Annotated in this window: 11 protein-coding genes; 7 read left to right on the top strand and 4 right to left on the bottom strand. The window is 42.2% G+C overall.

Annotation, left to right across the window (positions count from 1 at the left end):
* Positions 1–368 precede the first annotated feature (368 nt).
* From VB693_RS22520 to VB693_RS22500, 5 genes are all read left to right on the top strand, one after another.
* Positions 369–6,950, top strand: coding sequence for a phytase (locus tag VB693_RS22520; RefSeq protein ID WP_323268209.1), 6,582 nt, complete (start codon positions 369–371; stop codon positions 6,948–6,950).
* Positions 6,951–7,064: 114 nt separating this feature from the next.
* Positions 7,065–7,682 carry a PEP-CTERM sorting domain-containing protein gene (locus VB693_RS22515; RefSeq protein WP_323268208.1) on the top strand — a complete coding sequence of 206 codons (618 nt, stop codon included), beginning with the start codon at positions 7,065–7,067 and terminating at the stop codon, positions 7,680–7,682.
* A 522-nt stretch (positions 7,683–8,204) separates the two neighbouring features.
* Positions 8,205–11,219, top strand: a complete 3,015-nt coding sequence (locus VB693_RS22510; RefSeq protein WP_323268207.1) for a peptidase domain-containing ABC transporter — start codon at positions 8,205–8,207, stop codon at positions 11,217–11,219.
* 54 nt (positions 11,220–11,273) lie between these two features.
* Positions 11,274–12,842, top strand: a complete 1,569-nt coding sequence (locus tag VB693_RS22505; protein WP_323268206.1) for an HlyD family efflux transporter periplasmic adaptor subunit — start codon at positions 11,274–11,276, stop codon at positions 12,840–12,842.
* Between the two features lie 156 nt (positions 12,843–12,998).
* Positions 12,999–13,493, top strand: a complete 495-nt coding sequence (locus VB693_RS22500) for a DUF427 domain-containing protein (protein WP_323268205.1) — start codon at positions 12,999–13,001, stop codon at positions 13,491–13,493.
* A gap of 9 nt (positions 13,494–13,502) precedes the next feature.
* Here VB693_RS22500 and VB693_RS22495 read toward each other — a convergent pair whose 3' ends face one another.
* The gene (locus VB693_RS22495) at positions 13,503–13,991 is read right to left on the bottom strand and encodes a GNAT family N-acetyltransferase (protein ID WP_190704292.1); all 489 of its coding nucleotides are present in this window, start codon (positions 13,989–13,991) and stop codon (positions 13,503–13,505) included.
* Between the two features lie 136 nt (positions 13,992–14,127).
* Positions 14,128–15,336 carry a transposase gene (locus VB693_RS22490; RefSeq protein WP_323268204.1) on the bottom strand — a complete coding sequence of 403 codons (1,209 nt, stop codon included), beginning with the start codon at positions 15,334–15,336 and terminating at the stop codon, positions 14,128–14,130.
* Positions 15,337–15,833: 497 nt separating this feature from the next.
* Here VB693_RS22490 and VB693_RS22485 point away from each other — a divergent pair, with 497 nt between their 5' ends.
* Entirely contained in the window at positions 15,834–16,757 is a 924-nt protein-coding gene (locus tag VB693_RS22485) for a hypothetical protein (RefSeq protein ID WP_416233413.1), read from the top strand.
* Positions 16,758–16,874: 117 nt separating this feature from the next.
* On the opposite strand, the gene VB693_RS22480 is transcribed toward VB693_RS22485, so the two are convergent.
* Together VB693_RS22480 and VB693_RS22475 are read right to left on the bottom strand one after the other, a co-directional pair.
* Entirely contained in the window at positions 16,875–17,222 is a 348-nt protein-coding gene (locus tag VB693_RS22480) for a hypothetical protein (protein ID WP_323268202.1), read from the bottom strand.
* A gap of 163 nt (positions 17,223–17,385) precedes the next feature.
* Positions 17,386–18,363, bottom strand: a complete 978-nt coding sequence (locus VB693_RS22475) for a metal ABC transporter substrate-binding protein (RefSeq protein WP_323268201.1) — start codon at positions 18,361–18,363, stop codon at positions 17,386–17,388.
* 97 nt (positions 18,364–18,460) lie between these two features.
* On the opposite strand from VB693_RS22475, the gene VB693_RS22470 reads away from it, so the two are divergent.
* On the top strand, positions 18,461–19,258 hold the full coding sequence (locus VB693_RS22470; protein WP_323268200.1) for a metal ABC transporter ATP-binding protein: 798 nt from the start codon (positions 18,461–18,463) through the stop codon (positions 19,256–19,258).
* The last annotated feature ends 325 nt before the right edge of the window (positions 19,259–19,583 follow it).

The raw sequence follows: 19,583 nt of genomic DNA, 5'->3' as shown, positions 1-19,583 counted from the left end.
GCTGCGTCACGCAACGGCAATAAAGCGGGAGGAAAATCCACACCGCTTTTTGCCTCCCCTACAGAAAAAATATGCCAGTTGCGTAAGTCCTACTAATAACTATCTACTTTTAACCATTTGCTAGCTGTTTCTTAAACTAACTGGGATAGTTTGAAATTTAACAATCCGAATAAATACTGAATTAAGGTATGTGGCTGTTTTCTGGCACATACCTCAATTTACAGTGACTATCTAGCGATCGCTCTAAATGTGATCTATAAAATAGCGCGACTCAACCAGCACAAGCATTAGAAATTTAACTGTATCAAAGTGTCTACTCATACCGATACTCATCTTCGCTCACTCTGGATGTAATTCGCAACTAACCTATGCCGACTAACCCTACAATCCGCTTTTCTCAGTTCAATGCTTCTCTTAACCGTAATGCTGAAGGTCAATTAGTAACTGATCTTTCTACTCCTGATAATGCTCAGGCTAAAGCTGTTGCGGAAATTATTCAGCGCAATAACCCAGATGTGCTGCTAATTAATGAGTTTGACTACGTTGCCGGCAATCCTTTAGAACCAGTTCAACTATTTCAACAAAACTACTTATCTGTTAGTCAAAACGGTGCAACTTCCGTTGAGTATCCTTATGTTTACATTGCACCCTCTAACACAGGAGTTGCTTCGGGGTTTGACTTAGATAATGATGGCTCAGTTGGTGGTGGTAACGATGCCTTCGGCTTTGGCATTTTCCCCGGTCAGTTTGGGATGTTGCTGTTGTCTAAATACCCGATTGACACAGCAAATATACGTACCTTCCAGAATTTTTTGTGGAAGGATATGCCCGATTCTCTTTTACCTACGATCAAAACTCCTGATGCAGACACTCCTTGGTATTCTCCAGAAGAGCAAGCAATCTTGCGTTTATCTTCCAAGAGTCACTGGGACATACCAATTCAGGTGAATGGTGAAACAATCCATGTTTTGGCAAGTCATCCCACACCCCCAGTCTTTGATGGTGCAGAAGACCGCAACGGCAAACGCAACCATGACGAAATCCGCTTTTGGGCAGACTATATCACTACCGACAAAGGTGGTTATATATATGATGATGCCGGTAATACAGGCGGTTTAGCTGCTGGGTCAAGTTTTGTGATTATGGGTGATCAAAATGCTGACCCTTTCGATGGGGACAGTTTTGACAACGCCATTCTCCAACTGTTGCAGAACCCCAATATCAACACTAATTCCATCCCTACAAGTCCAGGCGCACCCCAGCAGGCGGCTTTACAAGGTGGTGCAAACGCTAATCACCAAGGCAATCCCTACTTTGACACGGCTGATTTTGCTGATGGTACGCCAGGTAACTTGCGAGCAGATTATGTCCTACCTTCCACCGATTTGCAAATTACCAACTCAGCAGTATTTTGGCCTGAAAATACTGACCCGGAATTTGCGGCTGTGGGTACTTTCCCTTTCCCTAGTTCTGACCATCGTTTGGTGTGGGTAGATGTAGAAGTAGGCGCAACGCCAGCAGGGAAAACCGTTACCAATGCTGCATTTGCCGAACAAGAAACCTTTCCTACAGGCTTTATCCCTGAAGGTGTAGCCGGACTTGTAAATGGTGTACCCACTCAAATGGGTGGGTTATCTGGTGTCACCTATGACGCTGTTAACAATCTCTATTATGCGATTTCTGACGATCGCTCTCAATTTGCCCCGGCTCGTTTTTATACCTACACGACGGAAGCAGGAGAAGTCACATTTACCAATGTTACAACCCTCAAAGATAGCGATAGTAATACTTTTCCATTAAATAGTATTGACCCAGAAGGGATTGCTTTAACCAAAAATGGGACGGTGTTTATTTCCTCAGAGGGGGAAGCAAATCCGAATGCTGGGCGTGTTAGTGATCCCTTTATTAAAGAGTTTGACATAGCTACTGGTCAAGAATTGCGATCGCTTCCTGTCCCTGTGAAATTCTTACCTATTGTAGAAGATACCAACGGTAATGGGATTGTTGATGCAGGTGATACGCAGACATCAGGGGTGCGAAATAACTTAGCGTTTGAAAGCCTCACCATTGCACCCGACCAGAAAACCCTCTACACAGCCACCGAAAACGCTCTTTTGCAAGATGGCGCGAGGGCTTCTTTAACGAGTGGTAGTCCTTCCCGGATTCTGCAATACAACTTAGTTAGCGGTCAGCCAGAAAAAGAATATCTCTATATCACCGATGCTATTGCTGATGTCCCCAATCCAGCCACAGGCTTTGCAGATAACGGTTTGGTGGATTTATTAGCAATTGATAACCGAGGTACTTTCCTCGCGGTCGAACGTTCCTTTGCTGTGGGTGTGGGTAACACCATCAAAATTTATGAGGTTTCTTTGCAAGGTGCAACGGATATTAGCACCATTGACTCCTTAGCAAACCTGAGTGAAGTGGAATTAGCAGCCCTCAGACCTGCTAGCAAGAAACTACTATTGAATTTAAACGACCTCGACTTACCAACCGGTACAGATAACATCGAAGGGATTACTTTCGGCCCCAAATTAGCTGATGGTCGTCAATCAATTGTGCTGGTGAGTGACAACAACTTCAACGCCACCCAATTTACGCAAATTCTGACTTTGAGTGCAGATATAATTCCTACAGCTACTCCCACCGTTGAAACCCGCCCCGATTTATTTGATGATGATGATGTCAGCATCCCAGCAGTTGATCGAAATGCGGATGCTGATGACCCAGCAATTTATGTGAATGCTAGCGACTCCTCAGCCAGCCTCGTATTGACAGCAGTGAAAAATGCTGGAATGCGGGTTTATGACCTGTCTGGAAATCTTCTCCAAACCGTTAACCCTGGTGATATCCGCTACAACAACGTAGATGTACAATATGGGTTTAACTTGGGTGGTGAATCTGTAGATATTGCCGTAGCCAGCGATCGCGAAAACGATAAACTGGTAATCTTTAAAATTAACCCCAATCCCACTACCCCCGGTGAGTATTTAGAAGACATCACTGATAGCAGTATTGGGACTCTCTTCCAAGCCCCTCCCTTTGCACCGCCTTACATATCAGACGAACGTAGTGCTTACGGTTTGGCTTTATATCGTAGCCCCGTAACTAATGATTACTACGTATTTACTAATCGTGCTGACACTGGTGATATAGCTCAGTTCAAACTCATTGACCAAGGTAACGGTAAAATTGGAGCGGAAAGAGTCAGAGAGTTTACTATCCCCGCAGATGAGGGCATTGATCCCCAAACTGAGGGGATGGTAGCAGACCAAGAAACAGGCTTCCTTTACATCGGACAGGAAAATATTGGTATTTGGAAGTTCTCAGCAGAACCAGACGGAAGTAACACTGGCAAGCTGATAGATAAAGTAAAAGCCTTGGGTGGTTCTTATCTCACCAGTGATGTCGAAGGCTTGACTATTTACTACGGCCAAGATGGTAAGGGCTATTTACTAGTATCGAGTCAAGGCGACAACACCTTTGCAGTCTACAGCCGTGAAGGTAATAACGAATATTTAGGTAGCTTTGCCGTTGGTAATAATGGCGCAATAGATAGCGTACAGGAGTCTGACGGCGCAGATGTCGTCAACGTCCCACTAGGGGCAAATTTCCCCTTTGGGTTATTTGTGACACAAGACGGTTCTAACGATCCCCCCAGACTCGTTGAAGATGACGGTGAACTCGAAAACGTCAACATTAACTTTAAATTTGTCCCTTGGGAAAACATCGCTCATGCTTTTTCCCAACCCCTAGAGATTGATACAACCAGTTACAATCCGCGTACTCCAATGGCACAACCAAAGCTGACTGTCTACGAATTTAATGATCTACCCAAATTAGGGACAACCATCACTGGTCAAGATATCTTCTTAGGTGGTTTCTCTGGGCTTTACTTCCAAGGGATTGCTGCTAACGGTAACTTGCAGTTTGTCGCTCACACCGATAGAGGCCCCAACGGAGAACCCATCGGTGGTAACAGACCATTCGTTTTACCAGACTTCCAACCAGAAGTGGTTAGCTTTGAACTTAACCGCGCCACAGGGGAAATTACCATCACCCAGAGAACTGGCTTATTCCGTCCCGATGGTGTCACCCCGTTGACGGGACTAGCCAACCTACAAGCAGGTGCTAGCGGTACAGCCTACACCGATGAAAATCCAGTGGATTTAAATAACCAACCTCTACCGAATGACCCCTTGGGTGCAGATTTAGAGGGAATTGTAGTTGCACCTAATGGTGATTTGTGGATGGTGGATGAGTATCGTCCAGCGATTTACCACTTTGATAGTAACAGTAAATTGCGCGATCGCTTCATTCCTGTCGGTGATGCTACTGACTCTAGCCAAAACGGCGGTAACTTCTTTGGTACACCTGTGTTCCCTGCGGTTTATGCCCAACGGCGGAATAATCGCGGCTTTGAAGCTGTAGCACTAGAAGGTAATAAACTGTATGCCTTTATTCAAAGTGCGATTGATAACCCAGATGTGGGTAACGATGCCAATTCTAGAAGTTCTCTAAATCTGCGGATTCTGGAATTTGATATCATTTCCAAACAGGTTACGGGTGAATATCTTTATCGTCTTGATGATATTTCCGGCAGTGGTAATGCGAGAACAGACAAAATTGGCGATGCTGTCTCTCTGGGTAATGGTAAATTTGCTGTTGTCGAGCGAGATGATTTAGAAGACAACACATCGAACAAACTGATCTTCCAGATTGATTTGGCAGGGGCGACCAATATTAATAATTCCACTAACTTTGGGACATTGCCCCCAGATAAAACCATTGAACAGTTAACTGTTGCCGAGTTAGCAGCAGTGAATATCGTTCCTGTCACCAAGACCCTGATTGCTAACGCAGCTGAACTGGGTTACACCGGAGTCAGTAAGCTAGAAGGATTGGCTTTGGTAGATTCCAAAACTCTAGCTATAGTTAACGATAATGATTTTAGTATCGTCGGCACGCAGGCCAATCCAGACGGTACAATCGGGATTACAGTTGCCTCCCCCAGTCTACCGACAAAACTTGGCTTACTAGAACTACCCTATACCTTGGATGGGTCGAAATTGACACTCAAAGGTTTTGCCGTCCTCCCGGCTGATACCTTTGCTGAGGGGATACCTTCTGGTAGTGCAGTTACAGGTAACACCAACGGTAGGGATCTACCTTTTGCTAACCAGCCAGTTCAAGGCTTTAGTGCAGTACAAGTCGCCGATGATAATTCTTTCTGGTTCTTGTCTGACAATGGTTTTGGCAGTAAAGCGAATAGTCCTGATTACCTGTTGCGGATTTATCGCCTAGACCCCAGTTTCCAAGGTGTGGAAAATGGGAATCGCAGTGTCAATGTTTTAGATTTTATCCAACTATCTGACCCAGATAATAAAGTACCGTTCACAATTGTTAATGAAAATACTGGGGAACGCCTCCTCACTGGTGCAGATTTCGATATTGAATCTTTGGTAATTGCTGAAGATGGTACACTCTGGATTGGTGAAGAATTTGGCCCCTACCTACTGCACTTCGATGCTACAGGTAAGTTACTAGATGCGCCGATTCCTACACCCGATATCACCAATCTCAATACTCTCACTGGTGAGTTTGTGCGATCGCCTGACAACCCCGATTTCCTCACAGAACCAGCTAATCCTAACCTGTCTGGCTCTCGTGGATTTGAGGGTATGGCTATCAGCTTGGATAAGCAAACCTTATATCCGATGTTGGAAGGGACTGTAACCGGTGATCCAGCCAACTCTTTACGGATCTATAAATTTGATGTTGCATCTGAGCAGTATCAAGGTTTAGTAGGTTTCTACCGTCTAGATAGACCCAACTACGCCATTGGTGATATAACCGTCATCAACGAGAATGAATTTCTGGTGATTGAACGAGACGGTGGTCAAGGTACTGGCGCGCAATTCAAGAAGTTATTCAAGGTTGACTTCTCCCAGAAAGATGCCAATGGTTTTATAGCCAAAGAAGAAATCGGTGATCTGCTCAATATTTCTGATCCCAAAGACTTAAATGGCGATGGTAGCACCAAATTCACCTTCCCCTTTGTCACCATTGAATCTGTAGTGGTGTTAGATGCCAAAACACTGCTACTAGCTAACGATAATAACTATCCCTTCTCAGTTGGTCGCCCTCCAGGGATTGACAATAACGAGTTCATCGTTCTGGAACTAGACCAACCGCTCAACTTGCCTACGCCCGTAGTTAGTATTGCTGCTACTACAGAAAATGCGACGGAAGCTGAGACAACAGCAGCTACTTTCCGCGTTTCTCGTGTTGGTAATACCAGTAAATCGCTGACAATTAACTACACCGTTGATGGTACTGCTAGCAACGGCAGCGATTACGATAATCTCACTGGTACAGCTAACATTGCGGCTGGGCAGACTTACGTTGATATTGTCGTCACTCCCGTCGATGATGCCTTAGTAGAAGGGAATGAAACTGTTGTTCTCAATATCATCGACAACAGTAATTATGATTTGGGTACTAACGCTAGTGCTATCGTCACCATCATTGATAACGACTTCAATAACTTCAATGGTACTGGTAGCCGCGACCCTATAACTGGTACTGCTGCTAATGACCGTATTGTCGGCGGTACTGGTGGCAAAACCATTAGCAGTGGTGCAGGAAATGACGAGTTTATCTACACCAGCATTAGAGAAGTAGGTCATACCATCACTGACTTTGAGGTAGGTAGCGACAAAATTGTGCTGACACAGTTGTTAGATAGCTTAGTTGCTGGTGGCTATCAGGGTAGCGATGCGATCGCAGATGGCTATGTCCGCCTAGTCCAAGGTAGCACTACTAACAGCACCATCCTGCAAATTGATAGCGATGGACTTCTCGGTGCCGGTATTTTCCGCCCATTCCTAGTTTTGAATAACGTCACTCCAGAAGCCATGAGCAATCCTCAAAACTTCGTGTTTTAAGGGGACTGGGGACTAATCAATTCAAAATTCAAAAATTTGTTGTCTTTTGGCTTTTGATTTTTTTATTCCCCATACCCAATGCCCACTCTTCAATTTACAAACTATTAAAATCCCATGCTGAATTCCATCAAAAACTCCATTCTGAGCGCAAGTGTATTGAGTATCACTACTTTGGCAGTAGTTAGTCCCAGTTACGCGGCTAATCTAGATTTATCTACTTGGGATAGTATTGGTGATGTTAGCCTCACATCAGGTCAAGCCACCCTCAACTCAGGTACTCTCAATACTGTAATTACTGGTGGTAGTGTTGGTAGTGTAGAAGATTTTCTGAGTATTCCTGGCGGTAGTTTAGATCCTGTTGGGTCATTCTTTGGTGCTACCGCAGGTTCTGCAATCAAAACCACTTTTGCTGGTGTCAAAGCTGGTGCTGTTTTCAATTTCGACTGGAGTTTTTCCAGCAGCGATAGTGATAGTGCTTTTGTCACATTCAATGATTTAGTTATGCCTCTGACTGGTGGTTCTAACTTCAGCTATGTTTTTGCAACTGCTGGAAACTATAACGTTGGTATTGGTGTTATCGATGTAGACGATACCATTGGCGAATCACAGTTAATAGTCAGGAATGCTAATTTTACCCAAGTTCCTGAACCTGCTACTACCCTGGGTGCGATCGCAGCTTTCGGCCTGAGTATAAGTATCAAGCGCAGATTCCAGAACAAAGCCAGCGCTTAAATTTAGTTAACATTCCGTTGAAATATTGCCGGCAATGCTAACAGAATAACTAATTAACGTTATGGATATGTAGAGACGTTGGATACAACGTCTCTACAGGCGTTATGAGACTAAGTACCATAGCAGTTTTAAATTTTCTTTGGAATATCTTAAGTATTCATCAGGGTGAAAAAATGTGCTATTTTTACTCTGAATGTCTTTTTATTAAGAATTACATTCTAAACAGTATTTTATGCCCTGTATTTAGGATATTGACGTTTCCTTAGCTATATTATCTGCATTATAGATAAATGATTGTGTCAAAACTTGGTCAAGCAGTTGTATAAAATAAGCAAATTGATCATTAGCTTGCCAGTTGGTTTACCACTTGTATACTTAAGAACGTCCCCCATAGCAAAAACTATGCAATTGAAGTACATATATGAGCAAGTTTTGATTACTAATGGCATAAATATAAAATATTGTCGTTGTTCGGATAAAAACCTATAGATAAATTTATCGAATCAAACCCTTTTTTTAACTATGACTTATATTAAAAATACCTTTCAAGAATTTCTCGTGACCCTGCAAGGGTTTGACCAGTTACCAACGACAGAGATTAGTAATTTACTAGACCGACTGCAAGCATTTCGCTATCGTATTGGGCAAAAAGTTATTGGCAAAGAAGTCGTTCCCGAACGGTTAACGATTATCTATGAGGGACAGGTGCGGTTATTGGGATTTGACCCGCAAACGCAAATGCCCAATACCCTAAAATTGATGCAACCAGGTGAAATTATTGGCGAAATCGGTTTGTTGCGTCAGGTGGGTTGTGAAACTGCGATCGCCTCTACCGATGAAATGATCGGTTTAACCTTAGATGCCAATGAATACTTGCGGCTGTTGTCTACTTATCCCGCCTTTGCCAATGCTCGCCTCAATCCTAGTCATATAGTAGAAGTATTCGATATTCTGGGTTCACAGATAGCAAACCAAGCTAACGTCATCACTAATCTTGGTGAACTAGCGGAACAAGCTTGGCAAAGCGCAAAAATAAACTATCTTGCGCCCGGAAGAAATTACTTTCATCAACTAGATAAAGAGAGCGTTTGGTTTATTAGTGGTGGCGGGAAAATCAACGAGTTCCCCGTTGGTTCTCGTGTAGAACCGAAGGATGGACAAGAAGCAATTATAGTCAGAGGAGAAAGTCCGGCGCGGTTGCTGGGTTTAGCACCATCAGATTTATCATTTCTAAATAGCACTAGCCAGGAATCTCAACTGCTTCTGAGTCCCAGTCAAGCCAATATCACCGAAACTCTAGACATTCCCTACGCTTCAGAAGAAGACTATCCCCAGTCTAATAATTCCTCAGCGAAAGGCCAAAAAAACCGCCAGAAATTTCCATTCTTCGGCGGTAAAGGCGAATTAAATACCACCTTTGCCTGTTTTCAAATGCTCACAAAGCATTTAGAAATCCCCTTTCGCAAGGAAGTAGTACGTCGCCTGTTAAGTGAGCAAATTAAACGCCAAGGGACTATCTCTTTTCCCGCTTGTGCATACCTAGCAGAGTTAATCGGACTCAAAGCCAACTTAGTAGATGTACCTGCAACGGCTATCTCTCGCCTCCCGACACCAGCAATAGTACGCTATGGTGATGGTTTTGCAGTGTTATACGCAGCCGATGTACATCAGGTAGTTCTAGGTGTACCATCCCAAGGTATGGTTCGCTGCAAACCAGCGCAAATAGTTGAACATTTAGAGACTGTAGAAAATAGTTTCCCTCCCCAAATTAGGGTATTACTATTAACTCACACGAAAGAAACACCACAAGAACGCTTTGGTTTACGGTGGTTTCTTCCCTACTTGTCGCGCTATAGACGAGTTTTGATCGAAGTCTTTATCGCTTCGTTTTTTGTCCAGTTAGCACAGTTAGCTAATCCTCTAGTTATTCAGTTAATTATCGATAAAGTCATCGTCCAAAATAGTATCAGCACTCTGAATATTTTGGGGACTTTATTGTTAGTAGTAGGCATATTTGAAGCCGTACTCACCACCTTAAGAACTTACTTATTTGTCGATACCACCAATCGCATTGACATGGGGTTGGGGTCACAAATTATTGACCATTTATTACGGCTACCACTGCGCTATTTTGAAAAGCGGCCTGTAGGTGAACTGTCTACACGCATTAACGAATTAGAAAATATTCGTCAGTTTCTCACCGGTACAGCCTTAACAGTCGGCTTAGATGCCGTCTTCTCGGTGGTTTATATCATCGTCATGCTGTTTTATAGTTGGCAACTGACCTTGGTGGGTTTAGGCACAATTCCCATCTTTATAATTATTACCTTAATTGCGTCCCCTACTGTTAGTAGACAGCTACGTACCAAAGCCGAACGCAACGCCTCTACTCAATCCTATTTAGTCGAGGTGATGTCTGGGATTCAAACAGTCAAGGCGCAAAATATCGAATTGCGATCGCGCTTTTCTTGGCAAGAACGCTATGCTCGGTATGTAGCAGCTGGATTTAAAACCGTTGTCACCTCCACCCTAGCTAACTCCACAGGCGACTTTCTCAACAAACTCAGTAGTTTATTGGTGCTGTGGGTGGGTGCTTATTTGGTACTCCAAGGAGAATTAACCCTAGGGGAATTAATCGCCTTTAGAATTATTTCTGGTTATGTTACCGGCCCCATCTTACGCCTAGCACGACTCTGGCAAAGCTTCCAAGAAACCGCTTTATCTCTAGAACGATTAAGTGATATTGTCGATACACCCCAAGAAGCCGAAATCGATCGCTACAACATTCCTCTACCAGAAATTCAAGGATCTATAAAATACGAAAACGTCTCCTTTAGATTTGCCAATAGTGGCCCTTTGCAACTATCCAGCGTCAACCTCGAAATTCCCCAAGGTAAGTTTATCGGCATCGTTGGACAAAGTGGCTCTGGCAAAAGTACGATGATGAAATTGCTGCTGAGACTCTATGACGTAGAATCAGGCAGGATTTTGATTGATGGTTACGACATCGCCAAAGTAGAACTTTATTCCCTGCGCCGCCAAGTGGGTGTTGTCCCCCAAGAAACCTTGTTATTTGACGGTACAGTGCAAGAAAATATTGCCCTAACAAATCCCGATGCTACCACCGAAGAGATTATCGAAGCCGCGCGGGTTGCTGCTGCCCATGAATTTATTATGGGCTTACCCAACGGTTACAATACCAGAGTTGGAGAACGGGGTGCAGGGCTTTCTGGTGGACAAAGACAGAGAATTGCGATCGCCCGTTCCGTTCTCCAGCGACCAAAATTATTAGTTTTAGACGAAGCCACCAGTGCGTTAGACTATCCCACCGAACGCCAAGTCTGCCTCAACCTAGCCAACGCCTTTAAAGGTAATACAGTATTCTTTATTACCCATCGTCTTAACACCGTCAGTCATGCAGATGCGATCGTGGTGATGGATGCAGGCAAAATTATCGAACAAGGTAGCCATCAAGAACTAATGGCGGCAAAAGGTCATTATTTCTACCTATATCAACAACAAGAAGTAAATTTGTAAGTAGTCATTAGTCATTCCCGATTCCCCATTCCCCATTCCCCAAGCAAAACTACTATGACTCAACTTAACGCTAATAATGGTAACGGCAAGCACGACAAAGCGATCGATGTCGATGCTCAAGTGATAACATCTTCCCCAAAGGCTAATAATCAAGGATTAATTAAGACCAACAATGAAGAATTTGAGCAATCGGTTGTACTGCGTCAATCTCCTGTGTGGTCACGTACAATCATGCTCACATTGATAGCGTTAGCTTGTTTTGGGATTACTTGGGCATATTTCGCCAAAATCGAACAGGTAGTACCCGCTACTGGCCAATTAAAGCCAGAAGGAACAGTCAAAGAAGTACAATCACCAGTCAATGGAGTCGTCAAAGAAGTACATATCAAAGATGGGGAAAAAGTTCTTAAAGGAGACTTATTAATAACCTTTGAAACAGTTGCCACCATTGCCCAACTAAATTCTTTAAATCAGATTCGCAGAAATTTAATTCAGGAAAATCAGCTTTATCGTCAATTAATGAATTCTAGTTCTGGAATTAATTCTGAACTAGCATTTTCCAGAGTTAGATTGCCTAGAGATGCAGAATTTTTATTAAAAAGTCGAGTAGCTTTAGTATCAGAAAATGAATTATTGCGGACTCAACTAAGAAACGCCACTACAGGGATAGGATTAGATCGTGATGAGAGACAACAGCTACAAGTTGCTCAAACAGAATTAGAAACTCGTGCATCTGCCGCACGATTAGAAGTTTCTAAAATTCAAAAACAACTATCCCAAACTGTAGTCAAACTCCAAGATACACAAGCAAGTTTAGCTATTCAGCAGAAGATTTTAGATAAGCTAAAAATCCTCTCTGAAGAAGGCGGTATTTCCCAGCTACAGTACCTCAACCAACAACAACAGGTACAAAACCTTACGGCAGAAGTAGAACAATTAGGTGAAGAAATTAAACGCCTGCAATTTGATATAGAGAAAGGAAGACAACAACTGTATAATACTGTTGCTACTACTGATAAAACCATTTTAGAAAAGATAGCCGATAACAAAAAGCGCATTGCTGATATTGATAGCCAATTTATGAAAATTGTGCTAAATAATGAACAAAATTTAGCTGATATCAACAGTAAAATTTCTCAATCCCAGTTAGAGTTCAAGTATCAAGAATTACGCGCTCCCGCATCAGGAACTATTTTTAATTTACAAGCAAAAACCCCTGGTTTTGTAGCTAACCCTACCCAAAAGATACTCGAAATTGTACCCAATGATAAATTTATTGCTGATGTTTTTATCACCAATAGAGATATTGGTTTTGTACGTAAAGGAATGAAAGCAGATGTCAGAATTGACTCATTTCCATTCAGTGAGTTTGGTGATATTAAAGGGGAGTTAATTGACATTGGATCAGATGCGCTACCGCCAGATGAAAACCATAAATTTTATCGATTCCCTGCCAGAATTAGCTTAAACAAACAATACCTAGATATTAAAGGTAAAAAAGTCTCTTTGCAATCAGGTATGTCCCTCAGTGCTAATATCAAAGTCAGAGAAGAACGGACAGTAATGAGTCTGTTTACTGAGTTGTTCACTAACCAAGTTGAAAGTTTGAAAGAAGTACGATAAGAGTAGTGAGTAGTGAGTGCTGAGTGCTGAGTAATGAGTAATGAACCACGTAAAAATTCCTCAATACTAATGCACTCGGTACAAACCCTTCTCCTTGTGGTTGCTTTTGAATTTTGTAGGCGCAAGCCTTGCCGTAGGCTATTTTGAATTGTTATTATGTATCCCCAACGTATTGAACCCAATCCCGGACAAGAATCAGTGTGGGATTATCCCCGTCCTCCTCGCTTGGAAGACACAAACAAACACATTCAAGTAATTTTTAATGGTGTAGCGATCGCAGAAACCCACAACGCCAAACGTGTCTTAGAAACTAGTCATCCACCCTCTTACTACATCCCCCCGGCGGATATCAAAATGGAACATCTGGTGTTGACACCACAATCTAGCTTTTGTGAGTGGAAGGGACGCGCTGGTTACTACACAATCCGCGTCGGTGAGAAAGAAGTGCAAAATGCGGCTTGGTTTTACGCCAGTCCTACACTAGCTTTTGCCAGCATCAAAGATTATGTGGCTTTTTATGTCCATATGATGGATACTTGCTATGTCGATGGTGAAAAAGTAGAACCGCAACCAGGAAACTTTTATGGTGGTTGGGTAACTAGCGATATTGTTGGGCCGTTTAAAGGTGTCCCCGGTAGTTGGGGATGGTGAATCAAAAGCCTAAATTCGCAATCCCATAATTACTAAATCCCGTTCCACTCCATCTAGTTCTGCAACTTGGGGTAAATGTCCCCACTTTGCAAACCCTAAAGATTGAAACAGTTTTAAACTTGGTTGATTATGAGCAAAAATAAAACCTAACAAAGTTTTTAAACCTAAGTTGGGACTTTCATGAATTGCTGTAGCTAAAAGTTGCTTTCCTAAACCGCGCTGATGGAAACTTGGGGCGATATAAATACTAATTTCGGCAGTTGCATGATAAGCTGGTCGTCCGTAAAATGATTGGAAACTCAGCCAGCCAGCAATTAAACCCTCTTGTTCGATCACCCAAAGAGGACGTAATCCAGGCGATCGCCCCTGAAACCAAGCCCGGCGGCTTTCTAAAGAAACAGGTTCTAAATCAGCAGTGGCGAGGCGGCTAGGAATTGCCGCATTGTAAATTGCTACTATTGCAGATAAGTCAGTCTCATTCGCATGACGGATGGTCATTACTGCCGTTTTGAAGAAGATTTTGATCAAAGATTCAAAAATAATACAGCTTTCATCGCCACAATTCTATGTCTCCCACATTGACATCCTCCGACCACTAATTCGGAGTACCGAATGCAGTGGGGGATTCCAAAGATCACTCTTTGGGCTTTCTCTTTCCACGACTCGGCTTATTTGGAGGGATTTCTCCCGACATACAGAGGTCGATATCTCCAGAGACTTGAGATCCTGTGTGTCCCACAGTACGTAGTCCTAATTCAAGTATGTTCCGTGCAGCGTTCCAATCCCTGTCTTGGGTATGACCACAATGAGGGCAAACATGAGTTCTTGTACTAAGAGACTTTTTCACCATTTCACCACAGTTAGAGCAATTCTGGCTGGTGTGATGGGGTGGAACTGCAACTGTTACCACGCCAAACACTTTGCCAAAATACTCAACCCATTGCCGGAACTGCGTCCACGCTGCGTCACTAATCGACTTGGCAAGATGTCTATTATTGACCATGTTCCGCACCTTCAAATCCTCGTAGGCCACCAAGTCGTTAGACCGGACTACGCACCTTGCCAATTTCACAGCAAAGTCTTTACGCTGCCTACTTACTTTGAGGTGCTTTCTGCTCAAGCGATTTCTCGCCTTGATTCTGTTTCTAGAACCCTTCTTGGTTTTAGACAATCTGCGTTGCAATCTCTGGAGAGACTTTTCGCTTTTACGCAAGTATCTAGGGTTTTCAACCTGATTCCCTTCACTATCGGTATAGAAGTGGTTCAATCCCACATCCAAACCAATAGTTTTACCAGTTGGTTCTCGCTTCTCTACTCTGTCTTGGTCAATGCAAAACTGCGTGTAGTACCCATCGGCACGACGTACAACCCGCACACGTTTTAACTGTTTCAACTGGTAGAAATGCAAGTCACGAGTTCCCCAGAGCTTGAAAGTTCCTGCTTCAAATCCGTCACTAAAAGTGATGTATCTCCGGTCAACAGAAAGCTTCCACCCACTGGTTTTGTACTCAACACAACCATGTGTCTGTTCTTTTTTAAAGCGTGGATAACCTTTCTTCCCTGGCTTGCTTTTCTTGCAGTTGTCAAAAAATCGAGCAATCGCAGACCAAGTTCTTTCAGCACTAGCTTGACGAGCCATAGAGTTCAACTTGGCAACCCAAGGGAAGTTTTCATCGGCAGCAAGCACAGCACAATAAGCACTCAAATCGTACCTGCCAATGTTTCGGTTATCCATCCAGTATTTCAGGCAGGCATTACGGACAAAACGAGCAGTTCTAATCGCCTCATCCAGCGATTGATATTGCTCGTTTGTTCCTTCAAGTTTTGCCTCAAATACCAGCATCTTTACGTCAAACTCACTGATGTAATAATATCACGAATATTGCTAAAAACTCCACTACCCCTCTCCCTGTCAAACCTGCGGTTTGATTCAGTCAAGGGGTGTTTCGTTTTTAGCCAACAATTCATCTCGCCGCCACAGTCGCAGACTTGGCGGCGAGATGAATTGTTGTTTTTAGGTAATTATCAAGGGTGCTGATCACGGTATTGATCAAGTAAGTTGGTTTAGTTGCTGTGGGTTCAACTACTTATCGATTATTTCCTGGTTTAATTCAATGGTTGATGCAGTAAACAACTTCAACTGCTTTGTCGAGTATTTATTCTCTAAGTAATTGATAACCTCCTCACTCTAAAGTCCTAGATTTTATAATTTTACTTGTGATTTAAAGAGAAATAATTTCGACTCTATTTTACAGCTAAAGGTAGAGTGTTCTAATATTATTTCTCTTTACTATAGGTATAGTAATGAATCTTCATAAAGGATTCTCTATGTCCATTAAGATGCCTAAAAATAGCCATGAATTACAAGAAATACCAGATAAAACAACATCTGTAGAATTTAAAATCTATCAGTTTGTCAATAAATTTAAAACAGGTGTTTGGTTCTTTGGTATCCCATCTTGGCTTTTCGGAATCACGGACAGAAGTATGGCAGCATTTGCTGATGGGTATTTATCAGCAACAGAAATAGTGCAAATTTTTACAACATCTTTTTTCTTTTTATTTTGGCTGTATTTAAAACCAGAAGAAGAATTTGATGAGCGTACTGATATCAAGCAATATCAAAGATATTTGTGTCAAACTCAAGGTAATAAGTTTGACTTAAAGAAAAGGCATATGATTAGTCAAGAGTATATTTTACCTTTTCCTTATCTTTGCCAAATTTATCATCTATTAAACCTCAAACATTTAGAAACTGTTCACAATTTCAGTTTAAATAACTTAAAAGTTTTAAATGTTAGTGATTTTCGACCAACCAATATTGGTGGAATCATCAAATTTAAAACTCTTTTAGATTCTCCTATTAATCCTCTCAAAATTTGGAGGCAACCTATAGTTGAGGTCGATTTAATATTACATACTCCTCATACTATTGAATTAAGTATTCCAGTTTATAATAACAAAAGAATAATTGTGATATTTTATGCTTTTCCCTTAAATGAGAAGGAACACCGATTGTTTATAGAAATTTATAGTGATCTCAAATGGCCTAAGCCAATATTACAAATCTTCTTGCATTTTGCTTCATGCTTAACTCTCTTTGAAGATTTACCTTATTTGCGTAATTTGGCTGAAATCGATATAGAACGGTTATTTAAATTAAGTCGGGTATCAAAGCAAGCAAATATGTTGCTTTTTAAAAGATTTGTGGAATTATATGGCTCAAGCAGAGAAAAAATTAAATTAATTGAAGGAGGCGATTAAAAGTCTCCGTCAGTGCGCCGGAGACTTTTAAGACAAGAGAGGAAATCAGACGGAGATTGTTAAAGCTTTCCATCACGCATCTTCAAGTCGTGTGATGTTTAATTACTGATTCAACGATTACCACCAAATCCGATTGCCTTCTTCATCTACTCTTGCTTGGCGAATGACATCAGAAATTTCTTCAGCATCTTTGACATGATGGAGGGCTTTTTTTTCACCGTCTGGATATTCCACAACAAAATAAGTCGGAACTGTAATTTGATCGCCTGTAATGTCTGGTACATCTACAGCTACTTGCTTGGATTTCTCTTCCACAGATTGGGGTTGTTCAGAAATTCTATCCCCAGGGTTTGCTGTTAAGTTCCTTTCTTTAACGTTTGGTTCTTTACGAGAATGCCAATCTTCACTGACTGGTTGCCTAATTTCTGCTGATTGATTATTTTGATTTTCTAATTCTTTAGTCATGGCTATTTCCACAATTAAATTTTATGTATTTACTAATACAATGTAGAAAATAAAATGGCTAAATAGTTCTTGCTTGAGAGAGAGCTTATTCAGAAAGTACAAATTACACTTCGGAGGTTATATGTAAGCCTCGAATAATTAGAGGCAAGTTCTAACTATAGATTTATTTCTTGAGTTGAAAAGGTGTATATTTCCCTCCCAATGCCTCTACAATAGTGCGGGTATTTGCTTCCATCATTTTGATGTAAGAATCGCCATCACTACCTTTTGCTCCAATTGAATCAGAGTAGAGTTCATTGGGTGCTAGTTTGACTCCAGCTTCCTGGGAAACGGTGGTAATTAACGCTGGGTTAATAGTAGTTTCGGCAAAAATTGCGGGGACTCCAATTTTTTTAATTGACTCGACTAATCGCTGTACTGTTTGTGCGCTTGGTTGTTCTTCGGTGCTGATGCCAATTAATGTGCCGGCGATCGCAATTCCGTAAGCTCGTCCATAATATTGAAAAGCATCGTGAGTTGTTACCAGTTGGCGATTCTGGGGGGGTATCGTTTGGATTTGCTGATTAATCCAGCTATGCAACTGTTTTAACTCTTCTGTCAGTTGCGCGGCATTTTGGGTAAATTTATCTTTATCTTCAGGGGATAACTCAATTAAACCATCTCGAATTGCCTTCACCATTGCGATCGCATTTTCTGCACTACCCCAAACGTGGGGATCTGGGACAATCTCACCTTTACCTTTATCTAACTCTAATGGCTTAACAACTTCCCCGACAGCTAACTTTCGCGCCTTCCCACCAGCCGCATTCATTAACTTAATCAGTCCCGGTTCTAGGTTGTAGCCGTTATACAAAATCAAGTCAGCTTCTTCCAAAACCCTGCTATCTGCTGGAACTGGTTCATAAACATGAGGATCAGCACCAGGCTGGAGAATCCCCGTTAACTGGATTTCTTCCCCTCCAACTTCACCAGCTAAATCAGCAATCACTGTACTAGTTGCTACTACTCGCGGCTTACCATCGGTGACGGATGCGGTGCGGGTTGAGTCCACTTGAGTACATCCATCTATCAAAAGTCCCAAAAATACCCCGAATATTGCCTTACCGAAATATCCGGCTTTTGAATGAGTTATTGCTGCCATAAACTTGTTATCTTTGTTTTCATATTTTTCTCATTTTTTAAGGTACAGTATTTTCATAATCTTTTCATTATTTGCTTCCCGTCTCGGAAATCACACCATGAGAACTGCTAATTTTTCCTTAGAAGGTAATTCCAATCTAGTGTGGGTTAATACTGTGACAGCCACAACAAACATTAACATTGCCCATCTAGGGGTACACTACCGTACACAAGAAGCCTTAAGGGATATTAACTGTATTGTTAAACCGGGACGACTGACGGGGATTTTTGGCCCTAATGGTGCGGGTAAAAGTACCTTAATGAAGGCGATGCTGGGGTTAGTTCCCGTTAGTAGTGGGAGGGTATTGTATCAAGGTAAACCCTTGATGCAGCAATTAGATCAGGTTGCGTATGTTCCCCAGCGTAGCCAAATTGACTGGACTTATCCCGCTACCGTTTGGGATGTAGTGATGATGGGACGAGTAAAAAAGACAGGGTGGTTACGTAGTTTCTCTAGTGTGAGCCGCCAAGTAGCCAAAAGTGCTTTAGAAAGAGTAGGGATGATAGAATTTTGCGATCGCCCCATAGGACAATTATCAGGGGGACAACAGCAACGGGTATTTTTAGCCCGTGCTTTGGCGCAGCAAGCCGAGATTTTCTGTTTTGATGAACCGTTGGTAGGGATTGATCAAAAAACCCAAGCAGTAGTTTTTGATGTCTTTCATGAATTAGCTGCGGCTAATAAAATTGTCTTGGTAGTTAACCATGATTTAGGCGAATCTATCAGCCACTTTGATGATTTAGTCTTACTCAACCGCGAACTCGTCGCCACAGGTTCGAGACAACAGGTACTCACAGAAGAAAATCTGCGTTGTGCTTACGGTGGTAAAGTCATGTATTTTACTGATGCAGCTTAAAGTTTGTATAGCGGTTCTTGCTTTAGTGCGGTACAAGAACCCCACCCTTTCAACTAAATGAGTAATAAGTAATGAGTAATGAGTAAATACCCACTACTTATTACTCATTACTTAAAATGACTTTTCACGTTATGTGGAAAAGCTAACGCGAAACCTAACCCCCTTCCCTACCTTCTCTACGTTCCCTGCGGGACGCTAACGCGAACGCGGAGCGTGTCGTAGACAGGGAAGGGGGAAAAATCAAAGCCTCTCCCCGCGTCGGGGAGAGGTTTGGAGAGGGGTTTTCCAGATCCCGTGAAAAGTGAGACAAGTTGCTACATCGACA

The organism is Anabaena sp. UHCC 0399 (assembly GCF_034931465.1).
Taxonomy (GTDB): domain Bacteria; phylum Cyanobacteriota; class Cyanobacteriia; order Cyanobacteriales; family Nostocaceae; genus Trichormus; species Trichormus minutissimus.
Note: the sequence above shows the minus strand (reverse complement) of the source record. Positions and strands in the feature narration are given on the sequence as shown.